Annotated in this window: 18 protein-coding genes; 11 read left to right on the top strand and 7 right to left on the bottom strand. The window is 68.7% G+C overall.

Translation table 11 applies throughout. The annotated features are described in order from the left end of the window. Nucleotides 1–84 precede the first annotated feature (84 nt). The 6 genes from AC2JAJ_RS11945 to AC2JAJ_RS11920 all read left to right on the top strand — a co-directional run bounded on the left by AC2JAJ_RS11945 (nucleotide 85) and on the right by AC2JAJ_RS11920 (nucleotide 6,011). Nucleotides 85–846 carry an LCP family glycopolymer transferase gene (locus AC2JAJ_RS11945; RefSeq protein WP_501053130.1) on the top strand — a complete coding sequence of 254 codons (762 nt, stop codon included), beginning with the start codon at nucleotides 85–87 and terminating at the stop codon, nucleotides 844–846. Beyond that, entirely contained in the window at nucleotides 827–1,243 is a 417-nt protein-coding gene (locus tag AC2JAJ_RS11940) for an LCP family glycopolymer transferase (RefSeq protein WP_501053129.1), read from the top strand. Before AC2JAJ_RS11945 ends, AC2JAJ_RS11940 begins: the two co-directional genes overlap by 20 nt. A 31-nt stretch (nucleotides 1,244–1,274) precedes the next feature. Further along, nucleotides 1,275–2,420, top strand: coding sequence for an LCP family protein (locus AC2JAJ_RS11935; RefSeq protein ID WP_486415724.1), 1,146 nt, complete (start codon nucleotides 1,275–1,277; stop codon nucleotides 2,418–2,420). 98 nt (nucleotides 2,421–2,518) lie between these two features. After that, complete coding sequence (locus AC2JAJ_RS11930) at nucleotides 2,519–4,207, top strand: alkaline phosphatase D family protein (RefSeq protein ID WP_486415725.1); 1,689 nt, start codon at nucleotides 2,519–2,521, stop codon at nucleotides 4,205–4,207. A gap of 84 nt (nucleotides 4,208–4,291) precedes the next feature. Next, nucleotides 4,292–5,098 (top strand): histidine phosphatase family protein, encoded by an 807-nt coding sequence (locus AC2JAJ_RS11925; RefSeq protein WP_473696259.1) that lies wholly within the window; start codon nucleotides 4,292–4,294, stop codon nucleotides 5,096–5,098. Continuing rightward, nucleotides 5,082–6,011 (top strand): NAD(P)H-hydrate dehydratase, encoded by a 930-nt coding sequence (locus AC2JAJ_RS11920; RefSeq protein WP_501053128.1) that lies wholly within the window; start codon nucleotides 5,082–5,084, stop codon nucleotides 6,009–6,011. The genes AC2JAJ_RS11925 and AC2JAJ_RS11920 overlap by 17 nt, the downstream gene beginning before the upstream one ends. Nucleotides 6,012–6,190: 179 nt before the next feature. On the opposite strand, the gene AC2JAJ_RS11915 is transcribed toward AC2JAJ_RS11920, so the two are convergent. The 4 genes from AC2JAJ_RS11915 to AC2JAJ_RS11900 form a co-directional block, all read right to left on the bottom strand. Further along, on the bottom strand, nucleotides 6,191–6,613 hold the full coding sequence (locus AC2JAJ_RS11915; protein WP_486415727.1) for an Hsp20/alpha crystallin family protein: 423 nt from the start codon (nucleotides 6,611–6,613) through the stop codon (nucleotides 6,191–6,193). Between the two features lie 224 nt (nucleotides 6,614–6,837). Continuing rightward, the gene (locus AC2JAJ_RS11910; protein WP_221386165.1) at nucleotides 6,838–7,026 is read right to left on the bottom strand and encodes a hypothetical protein; all 189 of its coding nucleotides are present in this window, start codon (nucleotides 7,024–7,026) and stop codon (nucleotides 6,838–6,840) included. A 148-nt stretch (nucleotides 7,027–7,174) separates the two neighbouring features. Beyond that, a complete protein-coding gene (locus tag AC2JAJ_RS11905) occupies nucleotides 7,175–8,788 on the bottom strand; it encodes an FAD-dependent monooxygenase (RefSeq protein ID WP_486415728.1) in 1,614 nt (537 codons plus the stop codon). Between the two features lie 43 nt (nucleotides 8,789–8,831). Continuing rightward, nucleotides 8,832–9,398, bottom strand: a complete 567-nt coding sequence (locus AC2JAJ_RS11900) for a hypothetical protein (protein ID WP_473696253.1) — start codon at nucleotides 9,396–9,398, stop codon at nucleotides 8,832–8,834. Nucleotides 9,399–9,550: 152 nt separating this feature from the next. Between AC2JAJ_RS11900 and AC2JAJ_RS11895 the strand changes: the two genes are divergently transcribed. Then, complete coding sequence (locus AC2JAJ_RS11895; RefSeq protein WP_486415729.1) at nucleotides 9,551–11,782, top strand: S9 family peptidase; 2,232 nt, start codon at nucleotides 9,551–9,553, stop codon at nucleotides 11,780–11,782. Nucleotides 11,783–11,856: 74 nt separating this feature from the next. Next, nucleotides 11,857–14,412: an AMP-binding protein gene (locus AC2JAJ_RS11890; RefSeq protein ID WP_501053127.1), complete on the top strand. Its 2,556-nt coding sequence runs from the start codon at nucleotides 11,857–11,859 to the stop codon at nucleotides 14,410–14,412. 14 nt (nucleotides 14,413–14,426) lie between these two features. Here the strand turns inward: AC2JAJ_RS11890 and AC2JAJ_RS11885 are convergent, their stop codons facing one another. Further along, nucleotides 14,427–14,867, bottom strand: a complete 441-nt coding sequence (locus AC2JAJ_RS11885) for an SRPBCC family protein (protein ID WP_486415731.1) — start codon at nucleotides 14,865–14,867, stop codon at nucleotides 14,427–14,429. Nucleotides 14,868–14,952: 85 nt separating this feature from the next. On the opposite strand from AC2JAJ_RS11885, the gene AC2JAJ_RS11880 reads away from it, so the two are divergent. Both AC2JAJ_RS11880 and AC2JAJ_RS11875 read left to right on the top strand, forming a co-directional pair. Next, nucleotides 14,953–15,159: a hypervirulence associated TUDOR domain-containing protein gene (locus AC2JAJ_RS11880; RefSeq protein ID WP_454482049.1), complete on the top strand. Its 207-nt coding sequence runs from the start codon at nucleotides 14,953–14,955 to the stop codon at nucleotides 15,157–15,159. A 4-nt stretch (nucleotides 15,160–15,163) separates the two neighbouring features. Continuing rightward, nucleotides 15,164–16,360 carry an NAD(P)/FAD-dependent oxidoreductase gene (locus AC2JAJ_RS11875; RefSeq protein ID WP_486415732.1) on the top strand — a complete coding sequence of 399 codons (1,197 nt, stop codon included), beginning with the start codon at nucleotides 15,164–15,166 and terminating at the stop codon, nucleotides 16,358–16,360. 12 nt (nucleotides 16,361–16,372) lie between these two features. Here AC2JAJ_RS11875 and AC2JAJ_RS11870 read toward each other — a convergent pair whose 3' ends face one another. Further along, nucleotides 16,373–17,527, bottom strand: a complete 1,155-nt coding sequence (locus AC2JAJ_RS11870) for an acetate kinase (RefSeq protein ID WP_486415733.1) — start codon at nucleotides 17,525–17,527, stop codon at nucleotides 16,373–16,375. Nucleotides 17,528–17,583: 56 nt separating this feature from the next. Next, on the bottom strand, nucleotides 17,584–17,940 hold the full coding sequence (locus AC2JAJ_RS11865) for a VOC family protein (RefSeq protein ID WP_486415734.1): 357 nt from the start codon (nucleotides 17,938–17,940) through the stop codon (nucleotides 17,584–17,586). 95 nt (nucleotides 17,941–18,035) lie between these two features. Between AC2JAJ_RS11865 and AC2JAJ_RS11860 the strand changes: the two genes are divergently transcribed. Then, nucleotides 18,036–18,329, top strand: a complete 294-nt coding sequence (locus tag AC2JAJ_RS11860) for a hypothetical protein (RefSeq protein ID WP_486415735.1) — start codon at nucleotides 18,036–18,038, stop codon at nucleotides 18,327–18,329. The last annotated feature ends 41 nt before the right edge of the window (nucleotides 18,330–18,370 follow it).

Raw genomic sequence — 18,370 nt, 5'->3', positions numbered from 1 at the left:
CTGCGTCCCGCTGCGGGACAGACTGCGGGTTTTCTGTGGATTCCCCCGATGTAAGGCCATTGGAGCCGATGCTAATTTTCCGAAATGGGCATCCAGCTGAACCCTTCCCGCACAGACGCCAGCCGCGCCGCAGTACCGCCGGCGCGCCGCCGACGCCCCCTGCGGACCGCCCTGCTGGTGCTCGCCGGCATAGTGGTCCTGGTAACCGCCGCGGCCGGGGCCTACCTGTTCAACCTGGGGCAGACGTTCGATTCCCAGGCCAGGATCATTGAAAGCCCGTTCCCGCCCGAGTCCAGCCGCCCGCAGCCAGGTTCACAGGCGCCGGCAGGCGAAGCAGCAGGGCAGCAGGCTCCCGACGCTCCAGGGAACGTGCCGGCGGCCGGACCCGCCGCAGCAGAGGGCACCGCCGGAGCAGCAGCCGGCGGCCTGAACATCCTGGTGATGGGCAGCGACAGCCGCGGGGCCACAGTGGATGAGGCGGTATCAGGCAGCAGTTCCAACCAGCGCGCCGACACCCTGATGCTGGTCCACATTCCGGCGGACCGCTCCAACATCTTCGCCATCTCCCTGATGCGCGACCTGTGGGTCGATATTCCCGGGAACGGCCAGGCCAAAATCAACGCTGCGCTCGCCTACGGGGGCGTGCCCCTGATGGTGCAGACGGTGGAATCCTTGTTCAACCAGCGCATCGACCACGTGGCCATGATCGACTTTGAAGGCTTCGTTGGCCTCACCGACGCCCTGGGTGGGGTGGAGGTGAACATCAAGCAGCCCTTCGTCTCCGCGCACGACGGCTTCAACTTCAAGCAGGGGCCCAAGGTGCTCGATGGCCTGGCACGCGCTTGAGTTCGTCCGCGAGCGCTACGCCTTCAGGGACGGCGATTACCAGCGGGTGCGGAACCAGCAGGCGTTTGTGAAGGCGCTGTTCGCCAAGAACCTCAGCGCGGAGACCCTCCTCAACCCGGTGAAGGTGCACAACGTGGTCAGCTCCATGGCACCGTACATCAGCGTGGACAGGGGCCTGAACGCGGCCGCGCTGGCCGGCCTGGCCGTGGAACTGCGCAACGTGCGGGCCGGGGACATGGAGATGTTCACCCTTCCCACCCTGGGCGTGGGCACCTCCGCGGACGGCCAGTCGATCGTCCTGCCGAATTACGCGGCCATCAGGGACATCAGCGAGGCGCTGGCAGGTGACAGTTTGGATACGTATGTAGCCAGCAAAGGGTTGCCCGACGGACACTGATCGCACCTGTTCACAATGAGGTGGAGTCGTCATGAGCATCCCAGGCGGTCCTGATCCATCCGGGCCAGGCGGTCCCGGCAACGCCGGTCCCCCGCGTCCACAGTCCCACCGGCCCGCATGGATTGTTGCCTTGGGCCGGCGCCGCTGGATCGCCGCCCTGCTGGCGCTGGCGCTCGTCGCGGCCGCCGGGATCGCGGTCTTCAGCCTGAACCGTGCGGGCCAGCAGGCGCAGCCCGCCGCCACCCAGACCTCCACTCCGTCACCCAGCGAAACACCGACGCCTACGCCCACACCGTCCGAAACCCCGCCGCCGGCCCCTGCACCGCCGCCACCGCCCGCCCCGATTCCCGAGCTACCGGCCGCACCGATGAACATCCTGATCATCGGCAGCGACATCCGCGGCACTCCCGCGCGGGATGCAGCGGCCCACACGGCGGCCACCGGCGAGTCTTCGGACCAGCGCTCCGATGCGTTGATGGTGGTCCACGTTCCCGCCGACCGGCACGCCCTCTACATCATCTCGATCATGCGCGACCTCTGGGTGGACGTGCCCGGCGTCGGCGGCTCCAAGATCAATGCGGCGCTCGAGTACGGCGGCATCGACCTCACGACCGCCACGGTGCAGCAACTGCTGGGCATCACCATCGACCACACCCTGATGCTGGACTTCGGCGGGTTCAAGGCCATGGTGGACGGCCTGGGCGGCATCGACGTGGATGTCCCCTTCGCTTTCCAGTCCACCATCGAAACCGAACACGCCTTCACCCAGGGGGTCAACCACCTTGACGGGCAGGCAGCCCTGGAGTTCAGCCGCGAGCGCCATGCCTTCACCGACGGGGACTACCAGCGGGTAGTGAACCAGCGCATCATGGTCCGCGCCGTCCTGGCCCGGTTCACCAGCAGCGGCGCCCTCACCGACGTGAACGCGGTCCGGTCGCTGGTGGACTTCGCGTCCTGCTGCCTCACCGTGGACAAGGGCTTCGACCCGGTCCAGGCAGCCATCCTCGCCTACAGCCTGCGGAACCTGGACGTGAACGCGATCGGCACCATGACGCTGCCCACGGCAGGAACGGGGATGGCGGCCGGCCAGTCGGTGGTGTTCCCCGATTACGGCGGCATCGCGGCGGTGGGGGCGGCCCTCCGGGAGGGCAGGATCGCGGACTTCGCGGTCCCGTAGGCGGTGCGCGCCGCAGGGCACCCCGTGTTCAGCATCGGCTCACCTTCAGTTCACCGGCGGGACAGGGTCCGTGCGTCCGCCGGCGGAAACCTGTGGGCATGACCAACAACTCCTCCGTTTCCCGCCGCACCGTCGTCAAAGGCTCCATCCTCGCCGCGGCCCTCGCCTCCGCCCCTTCCGCAGCGAACGCCGGCACGCCGCCACGCCAGTCCACCGGCGTCGCCCTGGTCCGCAACCGGCTCACCCTGCCCAGCGGCATCGCCACCGGCGACGTCACCTCGGACACGGCGGTGCTGTGGTCCAGGGCGTCGGGCGCCGGCCGGATGACGGCGGTGCTGCGGGCAGTGGACGACGGCGGGGAGGTCCTGCGCGGGCGCGGCGCCTTCGAGCGGGTGCTGCGCGGGCCCCGGGCAACCCAGGCCTCCGACTTCACCGCCAAGATCCACGCCGGCAACCTGCCGTCCAACACCCGCTTTGCGCTGGAGATCAGCTTCGAGGACGAAGCCGGTGCTGCCAGCGAAATGGTTCGCGGCAGCTTCCGCACGGCACCGGACGCAGGATCGGTCAATGGCAAGGGCCGCACCGGTGACACCAGCAACGGCGGTGAGGTCCCGGCGTCGTCCGGGCAAAGCTTCGTGTGGACCGGCGACACCGCGGGCCAGGGCTGGGGCATCAACGAGGAAATCGGGGGAATGCGCGGCTACCGGGCCATGCACCAGACCCGCCCCGACTTCTTCATCCACTCCGGCGACACCATCTACGCCGACGGCCCCATCCCCGAATCCGTGGTGGAGAAGGACGGCCGGGTGTGGCGGAACCTGGTCACGGAAGAGGTTTCCAAGGTGGCCGAAACGCTCACCGAGTTCCGCGGCCGGCACCGCTACAACTCCATGGACGCCAACATGCGGGCCATGTTCGCGGACGTTCCCGTGATCGCCCAATGGGACGACCATGAGACCCACAACAACTGGTACCCCGGCCAAATCATTGACGACTCCCGTTACACCGTGCGGGACGTCAATACCCTCGCTGCCCGCGGCCGGCAGGCGTGGCAGGAGAACATGCCGATTGCGGACAGCTCGGCGATCTGGCGCCCGGGAACGTTCGACGACGCCGGCCAGTACCAGCCCGCCCGCATCTACCGGAAGATCAGCCGCGGCCCGCAGCTTGACATCTTCTGCCTGGACATGCGCACGTTCAAGTCCCCCAACACGGACGGCAAGGAACCCTACGCCACCAACATCCTGGGCCAGGAGCAGGTGGACTGGCTGATCCGCGAGGTGACGAAGTCCAAGGCGACGTGGAAGGTGATCGCCGCCGACCTCCCGCTGGGCATCGTGGTGCCGGACGGCCCGGTCAACCAGGAAAGCCTGTCCAACCGCGACGCGGGTGCCCCGCTGGGCCGCGAGCTGGAAATCGCCGGCGTACTGAGCGCCTTCAAACGCAACGGCGTGAAGAACACGGTGTGGCTCACCGCCGACGTCCACTACTGCGCCGCCCACCACTACTCCCCCGAGCGGGCCGCCTTCACCGACTTCGACCCGTTCTGGGAATTCGTCGCCGGGCCCATCAACGCAGGCTCCTTCGGCCCCAACGCCATGGACGGCACGTTCGGTCCGGAGGTGGTGTTCTCCAAGGCCGGGCGTTTCGCCGGCGAATCACCGCGCGACGGCGAAAACCAGTTCTTCGGGCATGTCCAGCTGGGCGGGGACAACAGCTTCACCGTCAGCCTCCGGAACGCCAACGGCGGCACCGTCTTTTCCAAGGTGCTCACGCCCGAGCGGTAGCCACGGCTGTTATTTTCCCCGCCTCCTGGGTACGCCGCTGGTAGTGTTCCTGCATTCGGCACGGCAATCGGACGGGGTGGTTTCTTGACGGGCGATTCTACGAACAGCGCTTCCTCCAAGGAGGACGGTCTGACCGAGGCCGTCCAGGAAGCCGGGGCGGTGGAGCTGCTCCTGATCCGGCACGGTGAGAGCGAAGGCAACGTGGCAGCCACCGAGGCGCGCGCCGCCGGGGTGGAGGTCATCGAGGTTCCCGCCCGGGACGCCGACGTGGACCTGTCCGGCACGGGCAAGGAGCAGGCCACGGCCCTGGGCAAGGCGCTGGCCCGCATCGCCGAGGAGTTCCGCCCGGACGCCGTCGTATCCTCCCCGTACGCCCGGGCCCGCCAGACGGCCGAAATCGCGGTGGACACCGCCGGGTGGCCGCTGAAGGTGCGCACGGACGAACGGCTGCGGGACCGTGAACTCGGCATCCTGGACCGGCTCACCCGGCTGGGCGTGGAAAACCGCTACCCGGGGGAGTCCGAACGGCGGGACTGGCTGGGCAAGTTCTATTACCGGCCGCCGGGCGGGGAGTCCTGGGTGGACGTTGCCCTGCGGCTGCGCTCGGTCCTGGCCGAACTGAACAGCCTGGGCATGGGCCACCGCGTCATGCTGGTGTGCCACGATGCCGTCATCATGCTGTTCAGGTACGTCCTGGAAGGCCTCAGCGAGCAGGAGCTGCTGGACCTGGCGGCCAGGGAGGCCATCCTCAACGCCTCGGTGACCCGGTTCGTCCGCCCGTCCGGCGCTGGCCCGTGGACGCTGGAGAGCTTCAACGTGGCGGACCACCTGACCGAGTTTGGCGCCACCGTGACCGAACATGCCGGAGACACCCGTGTCCAGCCAAAGTGAGACGGCTGCGGCCACGTTGGTGACGCCATCGCTCCTGCGCGGCTGGCCGCTGCCCGCTCCCGGTGAGGACAAGTACTCGCGCGGATCGGTGCTGGTGGTCGGCGGTGCCCGCGCCACTCCCGGGGCAGCCCTGCTGGCGGGTGTGGCCGCCCTGCGCGCCGGCGCCGGAAAGCTGACCCTGGCCGTGGCCGAGTCGGTTGCCGTCCAGGTGGGCGTGGCGCTGCCCGAGTGCGGGGCGATCGGCCTGCCGGAGACGCCTGCAGGCTCAGTTACGGCCGAGCTGGAGCGGATCGGCTCCTACCTGGACCGGGCGGACGCCCTCCTGGTGGGCCCGGGGCTGGATGATGAGGACCTTGCCGCGGAGCTTCTGCAGGCGCTGCTCAAGCGGGAGGACGGCAAGCGGGAGGACACCGCAGGTGCCCGCCCGGATGGTCCCGCCGTCGTTCTCGATGCCTATGCGCTTGGCGCGCTGGCAGGCTTGGAGGACCAGCTGGATCCGTGGCGCGGACGCCTGATCCTTACCCCGAACCCGACGGAGGCCGGCATCCTCCTGGGCCGGGAGCCCGACGACCTGGAAGTGGACGTGGCCGCGATTGCGCGCCGGTATGACGCTGTGGTCAGCTGCCAGGGCTTGATCGCCCGGCCGCCCGGGGATGCACCGGAGGAACCCGAACTGTGGAAGATCACCACCGGCTACGGCGGTCTGGGGACCTCGGGCAGCGGGGACGTCCTGGCCGGGGCCATCGCCGGGGTCCGGGCCCGCGGCACCAGCAGCGCACAGGCTGCCTGCTGGGGAACGCACCTGCACGCCGCGGCGGCTGACCGCCTGGCCAGCCGCCTGGGGCCGCTCGGCTTCCTCGCCCGCGAACTGTCCGACGAACTGCCGGCCCTGATGCTGGAACTCGGCTCCTAAGCCTCCGGCGGCACTGCGGCGGCACGGAGATGGCCCCCGGCCGAAGCCGGGGGCCACCAGGTCGGGAAGCTAAGGCCTCAGCTGCCGGTGCGCTGTCTGGCGCTGTGGCGTGCACAGAGTGGCGATTCGCCCCAAAAAGGCAGTCAACAGATCTACCCGCTTCCCGGTTCTTTCCGGAACTAGGCGGCGATTTCCTGCTTTGCCCCCTTCGTCTCAATCTCGATCTTGCGCGGCTTCGCCTTTTCGGCGACGGGGATCCGCAGCGTCAGGACGCCGGCGTCGTAGCTGGCCTTCACGTGCTCCGTGTCCAGCGTGTCGCCAAGAATCAGCTGGCGGCTGAAAACGCCGCGGGGCCGCTCGGAGGCGATCAGTTCGGTCTCCTTGCCGACGGGATCCGGGCGCTCGGCCCGCACCGTCAGCACGTTCCGTTCAACATCCAGGTCCACCGAGTCCACGGCGACGCCGGGCAGGTCGAAGGCAACCACAAAGTCGTTGCCTTCACGCCATGCATCCATCGGCATCGCCGCCGGGCGTGCAGCCGTACCGAGGACCTGCTGGGCCAGCCTGTCCAGCTCGCGGAACGGATCGGTTCGCATCAACATGGCTTCCCTCCTCGTAAGAGTTGGTCCAACATCGTTTTCCACTCAGCCTGATCTGTATTGGCTGATATAGATTTTTTAGCACCAGAGAGGCAGGTCTTCAAGGGGTTCCGGGAGCGGTTTCGGGAGATTTTTTCGCCGTGGCAGTGCACGGAAAAGGGGGCCTTCCGCCCTGCTGCTGCAGGTGCGGAAGGCCCCCTTTCCAAGGGGTCTTCCTGCCCCGGAATTCAGTCCCTGGTGGGGTCCGGACGGAGCGGCGCTGGACCGGGGTCCGGAATGGGCAACGGCCCGGGAGGCTGCGGTGCAGGGAACGGGTTGGGCGACGGCGGCCCCGGCTGGGTGGGGTCCGGGGAGGTGGGCTCCGGACCGGGCTCGGGCGGGAACGGCTCAGGTTCGTGCACTGGCGGGATGGTCATGCAACTTCCCCTCTCATGCTGGGCGGATGTGCCTTGAACTGAACAGGATACGCCTGCGGCCCCTCGGCAACTACCCTCCGGTTGCTCTATCAGCTTTGGTCGTTAAGACGGCGGTTTAGGGGCCAAAAGTGATAGAGCATCACCGCTGTCAGTCCCGGACAGCGCCTGCCAGCCGCAGCCAGGCGCGCAGCCGGCCAGGATCCACCTCGCCGCAGCGGAAGCCCACGTATCCGTCCGGACGGACCGCAACGATGCCCCGGCCGGGATGGCTGGTGAGCCGGTGGACGTGGACCAGCGGCCCGCGTTCCGCCGCGGCCGGCGCGGCCAGCTCCTTGGCAAGGTCCGTGCCCAGGGCGTCCGGGCCGGCGTCGCGCTCCAGGAAGAGGTGGACCCCGGGCGCCGCGGTCAGCCCGTGCAGGCGGACCGTGCGGCCCCCTGCACTGGCCGGTGCGTCCGGCAGGCGGTCACCGGGCCGCGGCCACCTGCCGTTCCGCGGTGCGGCGTCCAGCGACAGCGCGCTGTGCCGGTACCGGACGAAGGGCTGGGCCAGCAGCCTGATCCCCAGCGACGTGAGGCGCTGCCGGCGGAGCAGCACCGGCAGCAGCGGGGCAACAGCGGGCAGCAGGCCGCGGACCAGGCGGGCGGCGGGATGTGGCGAGGCTTCGAAGAAGAAGATGAGATGCGTCAGGGCAAGCACGCGCCGTGCCGCGAGCCGCCGCTCCTGCCCGTAGCTGGCGAGCAGTTCCGGAAGGGGGCAGCCGGCGGTCGAGGCGAAACCAAGCTTCCAGCCGAGGTTGAGCGCGTCGAGGATCCCGTTGTTCATGCCCTGTCCCCCGGCCGGAGAGTGGGCGTGCGCAGCGTCCCCGGCCAGGAAGATGCGGCCGGCGCCGAACGTGCCGGCCAGGCGGTGCTGGAGCGGGATCTTCGCCGACCAGCGCATGTCCCGGACGGTGGCTCCCAGCCCCGATTCCCGGACCAGCCGTGCCACGTCCGCGGGCGGTATGGCCGGGCTGGGCTGCCCGAAGCGGGCGTCCGGCGACGGTTCGGCCAGGCGGGTGGCCAGCAGGCGCCACGTGGCACCCTCGCCGAGTGCGAACAGGAACGCCAGCCCGGAGCGTCCGACGGCGGCGTGCAGCACACCGGGATCCAGGGCGCCGTCAAGCTCCAGGTCCGCCAGCACTGCCTCCACGGGATAGGGCCCCCCGCGCCAAGGGACACCCAGGACGGAGCGGACGGTGCTGGACTGCCCGTCGCAGCCGGCCAGGAAACGGCTGCGGTGCAGTTGGGGGCCGCGCCCGTTCCTGTGCAGGCCGGCGGAGACGAGGCCTTCCGTTTCCTCCGGCGCCAAGCCCCGGAACTCCACCCCCCAGTCCACCGGCACGCCCCGGGCCTGGAGCTCCCGCCACAGGACATCCTCGACGTCGGCCTGCCGCACCAGGGTCAGGTGCGGAAAGGCTGTGTCCGGCAGGTCTGCGTGGCCCATCCGGGCGTCGACGACCCGCTGGCCCAGGTGGATGCGCGCCTCCGGCCCGGTATCGGCCCTGGCCAGCAGTGCATCGGTGACACCCAGCGGGCGCAGTCCCTCAAGCGCACGGGCGTGAAGCATCATGGCCCGGGAAGGGCGGAACCGCTCCGTCCGCCGGTCCACCACACGCACCGTCGCGCCGTGGGCATGGGCCTGGAGGGCTGTGGCGAGTCCCGCGGGTCCGGCACCGACCACCAGGACGTCCGTGTCCGCCGTCGGACCTTCCGCTGCCACCATGACCCGCCGTTCCTCCGCTACCCCGCACCACTACCGAGCGCCGTTACGCCGGGCTGAGCAGCCGCCACCAGGAGTGGTCCGGTTCCGCTGTGGTGAGCATGCGCGCCGGATCCGCCAGCGCTTCATCCCGGTGCAGCCCGGGCAGCACCTTATAGCTGATGGACCCGGGCACGCTGACCAGTTCCAGGACCCGCCACAGGGCAGCGGCGTAATCCTCCGCCTGCGCCGGACCATCCCACTCGTAGAGGCCGCGGTAGGCGCCGAACGTGTCATGGGCGCACCAGAGCTTGGAGACGAACCCCGGGAAGCCGACGAACAACGGAGTGTTCAGGATGCTTTCGGCCTCGAAGAGCCGGTGCGCCCTGCCCCGCACCAGCCGGAGCCTGAACGAAACAACCAGGACGCACGGCTCCCGGGGCGGTTGACGGCGAACGGCAGTCTCCCGGTAGACACGCGCGGTGCTTCCGTCCGCGAAGCGCAGCATCCTGCCCAACTGCCCCTTCGGCAGGTAGACCCGCCGGCGGGCGAGCAGTGCGCAGCTGGTTCCCATGCAACGGGCAACAGCACGCCATGCCTTGGTTCGTGGTGCCGGACCTGGCTCGGGTGACATGGCATCTCCTTCCTGCCCCCCGCCTGCAACTGTCCTTCCAGCCTGCCGGTACCAGCCAGCACACCCCAGAGTCTTTGGCCCCCTCCGCGCCTCCTCTCCCCCGTCAGCGAACGGCCTGCCTTGTGGCGGGGGCTGGTCTATATATTGAATCCATGACCTCCACTCCCCTGCAGGACGCCACCAACACCGCCATCCCGGCACCCCCGGTCGCCAAGAAGATCCCCACCGAACGGACCCACCACGGGGAAACGTACGTGGACAACTACGAGTGGCTCCGGGACAAGGAATCCGCCGAGGTCATCGAGCACCTGCGGGCCGAGAATGCGTACCAGGAAGCGGTCACCGCGCACCAGGAACCGCTGCGCGAGGCGATCTTCCAGGAGATCAAGGGCCGCACCCAGGAAACCGATCTTTCCGTCCCGCACCGCAAGGACGGCTGGTGGTACTTCAGCCGTTCCGCCGAAGGCAAGGAATACGGCATCCACTGCCGCGTCAAGGCCCGGGACACAGGCGACAAGGTGGCCGACTGGACACCGCCCGCGGTGGAGGCCGGCGTCGAAATCCCCGGCGAGGAAGTCCTGCTGGACGGCAACGTGGAAGCCGAGGGCAAGCCGTTCTTCTCCGTGGGCGGCACTGCCGTAACGATTGACGGCACCCTCTACGCCTACGCCGTGGACAATTCCGGCGATGAACGCTTCACCCTCCGGATCAAGGACCTGCGCACCGGCGAACTGCTGCCGGATGTCATCGAGAACATCTTCTACGGCGTTGCGTTCTCACCCGACGGCACCCGGATCTTCTACACCGTGGTGGACGACTCCTGGCGGCCTTACCAGGTGAAGGCACACGTCCTGGGCACGCCCGTGGCCGAGGACACGGTGATCTACCAGGAGGACGACGCCGCCATGTGGCTGGGTTTCGAGCTCTCCGCGGACCGGCGCCACCTGGTGCTGGGCATCGGGTGCTCGGAGTACAGCGAAACCCGGCTGCTGCGCTTCGATGACCGCACCCGGACCCTGACCACGGTGATCTCCCGCAACGAGCGGGTCCTCTACGAAGCAGAGCCCTTCCTGCTCGAAGGCCCGGACGGGCAGAAGACGGAGAAAATCCTCCTCACGCACAACCGCGGCGCCATCAACTCCATGGTCTCCCTGGCGGACCCGGCCGAGCTGGAAAAGCCCCTGGCCGGGCAGTCCTGGCAGACCGTCGTCGAGCATTCCGACGAGGTCCGCGTCAACGGGGCGGGCGTCACCGCCACGCACCTCATCGTCTCCATCCGCAAGGACACCATCGAACGGGTCCAGGTAATGGGCCTGGCCGGGCTGGGGACGCCGGCGCAGCAGGCACCCGTGGAACCGGCCTTCGACGAGGAGCTGTACACCGCGGGCGTGGGTGGCTCGGACTACGACGCGCCCCTCATCCGCCTGGGCTACACGTCCTACTTCACGCCGTCGCGCATCTACGACTTCGTGCTCCCCACGCCGGAGCAGCCCGCCGGGGACCTGCTGCTGCGCAAGGAAAGCCCCGTCCTGGGCGGCTACGACGGCAGCGACTACGTGGCAACCCGCGAGTGGGCGACGGCGGGGGACGGCACCCGCATCCCGCTCTCGATGCTGCGGCACAAGTCCGTAACGCAGGATGCGACGGCGGCCGGGCTGGTCTACGGGTACGGCTCCTACGAGATGAGCATGGATCCCGGGTTCGGCATTGCGCGGCTGTCGCTGCTGGACCGGGGCGTGGTGTTCGTGATCGCGCACATCCGGGGCGGCGGCGAGCTGGGCCGGCACTGGTATGAGGACGGCAAGAAACTCACCAAGAAGAACACCTTCACCGACTTCATTGATGCCACGGGCTGGCTGGCAGACTCCGGGTGGGTGGATCCGGCCCGGATCGCCGCCCTGGGCGGCTCCGCGGGCGGCCTGCTGATGGGCGCGGTGGCCAACATGGCTCCGGAAAAGTATGCGGCAATCGTGGCGCAGGTGCCGTTCGTGGACCCCCTTACCAGCATCCTCGATCCCGACCTTCCGCTGTCCGCGCTGGAGTGGGAGGAATGGGGCAACCCCATTACCGATCCGGCAGCATACGCGTATATGAAGTCCTACTCCCCTTACGAGAACGTGCGGGAGGTGGCCTACCCGAAAATCGCGGCGGTCACATCCTTCAATGACACCCGGGTCCTGTACGTGGAACCCGCCAAGTGGGTGCAGGAGCTGCGGAACAAGACCACCGGTTCCGAGCCCATCGTCATGAAGATCGAGATGGACGGCGGGCACGGCGGCGCGTCCGGACGGTACGTGCAGTGGCGGGAGCGGGCGTGGGACTACGCGTTCATCGCCGATTCGCTGGGCGCCACCACGCTCCTCCCCGGGGCGGGGCTGAAGTAGGACCCGTATTTCTCCAGCGACTTTCCTATAACGGCGATTTTTGTTAGGTAAGCCTTAACTAATAACATCGACGGATGACCACGCAGCTTGACCACGCGCGGGCATCTTTCGCCGCCGGCCTTGCCGGCTTTGGAGACAGCCCTGCCATCCACGCCGACGGGCTTACCCTGACCTACCGCGAGCTCGCCGGGCGTGTCGAAGACCTCGCCGCCAGGCTGGGCAGGGAACGCCGGCTGGTCGCCCTGGCGGCGTCGAACGACGTCGACTCGCTGGTGGCCTACCTTGCCGCGCTGGCGGGCGGGCACCCGCTGATCCTGCTTCCGGAGGACAAGCCTGCCGCCCTTGCGTCCCTCGTCGCCGCCTACGACCCGGACGTGCTGTTGCAGCCGGCCAGGGGCGGGCTGCAGCTGGATGAACGCCGGCCCGGGACCAGGCACGAGCTGCACCCGGACCTGGCCCTGCTCCTGAGCACCTCCGGCTCCACGGGCTCGCCCAAGCTGGTGCGGCTATCCCACGCGAACCTGCAGGCCAACGCCGAATCGATCGCCACCTACCTCGGAATCACGGCCGCAGACCGTGCGGCCACCACGCTGCCCATGTCCTACTGCTACGGGCTTTCGGTGATCAACAGCCATCTGCTGCGCGGAGCCAGCCTAGTCCTGACCGGCCTGTCCGTGGTTGACCCGTGCTTTTGGGAGCTGTTCCGGCACCGGCAGGCAACCTCGTTCGCGGCAGTGCCCTACACCTTCGAACTGCTGGAACGCGTCGGCTTCGCCGACATGGAGCTGCCGTCCCTGCGCTACGTCACCCAGGCCGGCGGCCGGCTCGATCCCGGCCGTGTACGGCACTACGCAGACCTCGGACGCCGGCAGGGCTGGGACCTTTTCGTCATGTACGGGCAGACGGAAGCCACGGCGCGGATGGCCTACCTGCCGCCGCATCTCGCCACCGCCCAGGCCGGCGCCATCGGCGTCCCGGTCCCCGGCGGGTCCTTCCGGATCGACCCCGTGGACGGGCTGGCCGACGGCGAACTCGTGTACACCGGACCCAACGTGATGCTGGGCTACGCCGAGGACCCCCGCGATTTGGCGCTGGGCCGGACGGTGACGGAGCTGCGCACCGGCGACCTTGCGCGGGTGAACGACGCCGGGCTCTACGAACTCCTGGGACGGCGCAGCCGGTTCGTCAAGATCGTGGGACTCAGGGTCGATCTCGGCCAGGTGGAGCGGCTCCTGGCGGACATGGGTGTCACGGCGGCCAGCACCGGCAGCGACCGGAGCATCGTCGTCGCCGTCGAAGGCCGGCACGACACCCAGCTGCTGGCCAAGGTCCTGGCACAGGGCCTGGGCCTGCCCCGCGCCGCCGTCGACCTCCACGCGGTGGACGAACTGCCACGCCTGGCGACGGGCAAGATCGACTACCCTGCCGTGGCGGCGCTGCCGGCGGCCCGGGATACCCACGCCCCGCGCGACCCCTCCCCCGCCTCCGCGCCGGACACCGTCCGCCGGATCTTCGAGGACACCCTGGAACGGACCGGCATCTCCGGCACGGACACGTTCGTCTCGCTCGGCGGCGACTCCCTCTCCTTCGTGGCGGCCTCGGTCCGGCTCGAGCAGTTGCTGGGGCACCTGCCGCCGGACTGGCACGTCACGGCGGTCCGCGACCTGGAGCCGAAAGCGCAGGCAGCTCCGGACACGAAGATTCCCCTCGGGCAACGGCTCCTCGCACCGATGGACACCAGCATCGTCCTGCGGGCGGTGGGCATCGTCTTCATCGTCAGCACCCATATCGGGCTGTTCGAGTGGCAGGGCATGGCGCACGTGCTGATAGCGGCCGCGGGCTTCAACTTCGCCCGCTTCCAACTGGCCGGCGAAGGTGCCGCCCGCCTCCGCCGCCAACTCACCAGCGTGGCGCGGATCGTGGTGCCCAGCATGGTGTTCATCGCGTTCGCATTCCTGGTCACCGACCGCTACAGCCCTGTGAACATCGTGCTGCTGAACGCCATCCTCGGCCCCGAGAAGGTGACGACGCAGTGGCATTTCTGGTTCATCGAGGTCATCGTCTACATCCTCCTGGCCATGACCGCCCTGCTCGCCATCCCGTGGCTGCACCGCAGTGAGCGCCGGTTCCCGTTCCTCTACCCCCTGGCCCTGTTCGGCGCCGGACTGCTGACGCGCTTCGAACTGGTCGATCCGGACGTCCCGCACACCGTTCCCGCTTTCTGGCTCTTCGCCCTGGGCTGGGCGGTGGCGCGCGCCCGGAACCTTCCGCAGCGCTGCCTGGTCACGGCCCTGGCACTCCTCACTGTCCCGGGCTTCTTCGAGAACCCCAACCGGGACCTCACCGTGATCGCCGGCATCCTGCTGCTCACCTGGCTCCCCACCCTCCCCGTGCCGCGGGCCGCGAGCCGCCTGACCGTCCTGCTGGCCAGCGCGTCCATGCACATCTACCTGGTGCACTGGCTGGTCTATCCCCCGCTGGCCGGCCTGGGGCTGCCCCTGGCGGTGGGCGCATCGCTGGCGGCAGGGGTGGCGTACTGGGCGGCCTGCAACAAGGCCACCGCTCTACTGCACCGGCTTCGGGCCCATTTTGGCGGTGGAGGGCGGACCCCTGCCGCCGTCGAACGCTGACCGCAGCCGGATGATCAGGGTTGCGGGTGCTCGGCCATCCATTCCGCCAGGGTTTCGAGATTGGCCCGGACCGTCCGGCCCTGCGCCCTCTCCACCAGCGGGTCGGCCAGCTTGCCAAAGATGCCGCCGAGGCCGGACGCGGCGTCAATCCGCTGCGTGACGCGCGTCCCGCCGTCGGCAGGTTCCAGCGTGAACGTCACTGCGAAGTCGAGCTTCCCTTCGACCGACCGGGACACCATGCGCCGGGGCGGATCGAATTCGGTGACCTCGACAGTCCAGTCGAAGTGCCGCCCCATGACTTTGCTGGTTCCCCGGCCGCGGGTGGCCCAGCAACAGGTTGAGCTTGGTGTTGGGGGCTGATGGCCCTGGACGCAGCCGGTGTCAACGCCCCCTCCCGCGCTGCCACAGACCTGCCTCCGGTTCGGACCCGCAGCTGCCCAAAACAAGGTAGCCATGCTTACTATTGGCTCCGGGGCGCCCTGGGGTAACCGGGGGCGCAGAACAGCACACACCCACGTATCGCCCAGCGAAGGAGTCCAGATGTCATTGAGCAAGGGAACGCGCGTGGAGTGGAACACCTCCCAGGGCAAGACGCACGGGAAGATCGTGGAAAAGAAGACCAGCGACTTCGAGCTGGACGGCAACACCCACCGCGCGAGTGAGGATGAACCGCAGTACGTGGTGGAGTCGGAGAAGACCGGCGCCCGCGCAGCGCACAAGGCATCGGCCCTGACCGAGAAGAAGTAGCGCCATGGCTGCCCGGCACGAGGTCCTCATCATCGGCGGCGGCAACGCCGGCATCTCCCTGGCCGCGCGGCTACACCGCTACGGCGTCAAGGACGTGGCAGTGATCGAGCCCAAGGACCACCACCTTTACCAGCCGCTGTTCTCGCATATCGCCGGCGGCCGCGCCCAGGCCGGGGAAGCCATCCGGACCCAGGAATCCGTCACGCCCAAAGGCGTCACCTGGATCCATGACGCCGCTGCCGACGTCGACCCGGAGGCCAACACCGTCACCCTCGCCTCAGGCGCCGTGGTGGGCTACGGGCAGTTGGTGGCGTGCCCGGGGCTGCAGTTCGACTGGGCGGCAGTGCCGGGACTGGCCGAGGCCGTGCACTCGCCCCACGGGGCATCACACTACGAGTTCGACCTCGCCCCCAAGGCGTGGACGCTCCTGAGCAGCCTGACGGCCGGCACGGCGGTGTTCACGATGCCTGCCGGGCCCATCAAGTGCGGCGGGGCAAGCCAGAAGCCGATGTACCTGGCCTGTGACTACTGGCGGGAACAGGGGGTACTGGACAAGATCCGCGTGGTGATGGTCCAGCCGTATCCCACCGTGTTCGGCGTCCCGGAAGTGGACCGGGAGCTGGACCGCAAGATTGCCGAGTACGGGATCGAGCTGCGCACCAACAGCGAACTGGTGGCGGTGAACCCGGCCGAACGCAAGGCCACCATCCGTGACAATGCAGCCAACACCACCGAAGACCTGGCGTATGACGTGCTCAACGCCGTACCGCCGCAGTCGGCTCCGGACTGGCTGAAGTCCACTACCCTGCCAAATCCGGGGGATGCCGGCGGATTCGTGGAGGTTGACCGGCAGACGCTCCGGCACCTCCGCTACCCCAATGTCTGGTCCCTGGGCGACGCCGCCGGCACCACGAATTCCAAGTCCGGGGGCTCGCTGCGCAAACAGGCCAAGGTCCTGGCGAAGAACCTCGTGGCGGCGCGGAAAGGCAAGCCGCTGAAAGCCAAGTACAACGGGTACTCGGTGTGCCCGTTCACGGTCTCACGGGACACGGTGGTGTTCGCCGAGTTCGACGACCGCTACCGTCCCATGCCCACCATCCCCCGGGTCCCCACCTGGAACGAGAGCAAGCTGTCCTGGGTGGTGGACCGCGACCTGTTCCCCAGGATCTACTGGAACCTGATCCTCAAGGGCCGCGCGTAGGGAAAGGCAGGATCAACCGCGGACGACGGCGGCCGTCGCCTCAGCGATGGCGCGTTCCTCGTCCGTGGGGACCACCAGGACGGGGATCGCGGACGACGCCGTGGAAATCACCCGGGGTTCCTTGGACCGCCCGGTGTTGAGGCCGGCGTCGAGCTCTATGCCCAGCGCGCCCAGCCGCTCGGCTACCAGCGCGCGGAACTGGTGAGAGTTCTCACCGATGCCCGCGGTAAAGACCAGCGCCTTGGCCCCGCCAACGGCCACGTGGTACCCGCCGATGTACTTGGCGAGCCGGTAGGACGCCACCGCCAGCGCCACGGAGGCCTTGGCGTTGCCGCCCTCCGAGGCCTCCACCACGGAGCGCATATCGTTGTTCCCGGCCAGGCCCTTCAGCCCGGATTCGCGGTTCAGCATGGAGTCGATGTCCTCGGGCGTCCACCCGGCCCGGCCCAGGAACACCAGGATGGAGGGGTCCAGGTCACCGGACCGCGTGCCCATCACCAGGCCTTCCAGCGGGGTGAAACCCATCGACGTGTCCACGGAGCGGCCGCCCTTGATGGCGGTCACCGAGGCGCCGTTGCCCAGGTGGGCGATGACGCCGTCGAACTCCTCCACGGGGATGTCCAGCAGGGCCGCAGCCCGGCGCCCGACGTATTCGTGCGAGGTGCCGTGGAAGCCGTAACGGCGGATCCCGTGGTTGGTGTAGAGCTCGTCGGGGACGGCGTAGCGCCAGGCATGCTCGGGCAGCGTGCGGTGGAAGGCGGTGTCGAACACGGCCACCTGCGGCATCTGCGGCCACTTCTTCGTGATGGCCCGGATGCCCAGGACGTTGGCGGGGTTGTGCAGCGGCGCCAGCGGATTGAGCCGCTCGATGGCGCGCGTGATCTCATTGTCGATCAGCACGGGCTCGGCGAACCGCTCCCCGCCGTGCACCACGCGGTGGCCCACCGCTGCGAGCTCCTGGTCGCCCAGCTCCCGATGGATGGCGGCATCCACCAGCTCCAGCGCCTCCGCGTGGTCCCGCGGGCCCTCGATCTCCCCGTCCCCGCCGCCGCCGTTGCCCATGCCGATCTTCTCGATCAGCCCCTCGGTGAGGACGGTTCCCTGGGCCACGTCGCGGACCTGGTACTTGAGCGAGGACGAGCCGGAATTGATGACGAGCACGAGCATGACGGGCCTCCCGGGGCTGGCTTCTGCAGTTCCACCCAGCCTATAGGCGGCGGCCGTCAGCGGTCGGTCAGCAGCAGGGTGTTGCCGTCCGGGTCCTGGACGGTAATAAAGAGGCAGATGTCGGGCGAACCTTGGACAGGACCGGCGGCGACCCCGCTGCCGGCCAGTTCCGCGCGGCACCGGGCAAGGTCTTCCACCCTGAAGTTGCACGTGGCCCAGGCGAGCCCCGGGCTGGTCTTGATGCCGCTGTCCGGCCCCATCAAGGTCACGGATGCCGTTCCCGCGCCGGAGAGGACTGCGGAGAAGGAATCCGCCTTCACGACGTCCAGGCCCAGCATCGCGCTGTACCACCCGGCAGACGCCACGGGGTTCCGGACGGGGATGAACGCTGTGGTGATAGCGGTTACAGGCATGCCAGTGATGCTAGCCCACCGGGCTCCTTGCGGATGAAGGGCCGCTGTGCGTATGGTCGGCGGGACACGCTGGACCAGGCCGAGAGGACAATTCCATGACGAACGAGCCCACTTCGATCGACGAGAACGACCCCACCAACACGGGATCCAGCAGCACCGCCCCGCTCAACGCGCAGCCGGACTCAGGCTCCGGCAAGCAGGATCCCACGGGTGTAGAGGGAGGCAATCCTGCCCTGGACGACACCGGCAACCTCAAGGCAGCCGAAACCGGCGAAGCCCCGGAGGCGCCGGAGAACCCGGAGGACCTGGACCTCACGCCGCAGGGCCTCTCCGATGAGCCCGCCAAACAGGAGGACAAGGAAAGCCTGGCCAAACCGGACAACAGCTAAGCCAGGCAGGCAAAGGGCGACGGCGGCACCCACCTTGGGTG

This window comes from Arthrobacter sp. MOO21, from assembly GCF_057369995.2.
Note: the sequence above shows the minus strand (reverse complement) of the source record. Positions and strands in the feature narration are given on the sequence as shown.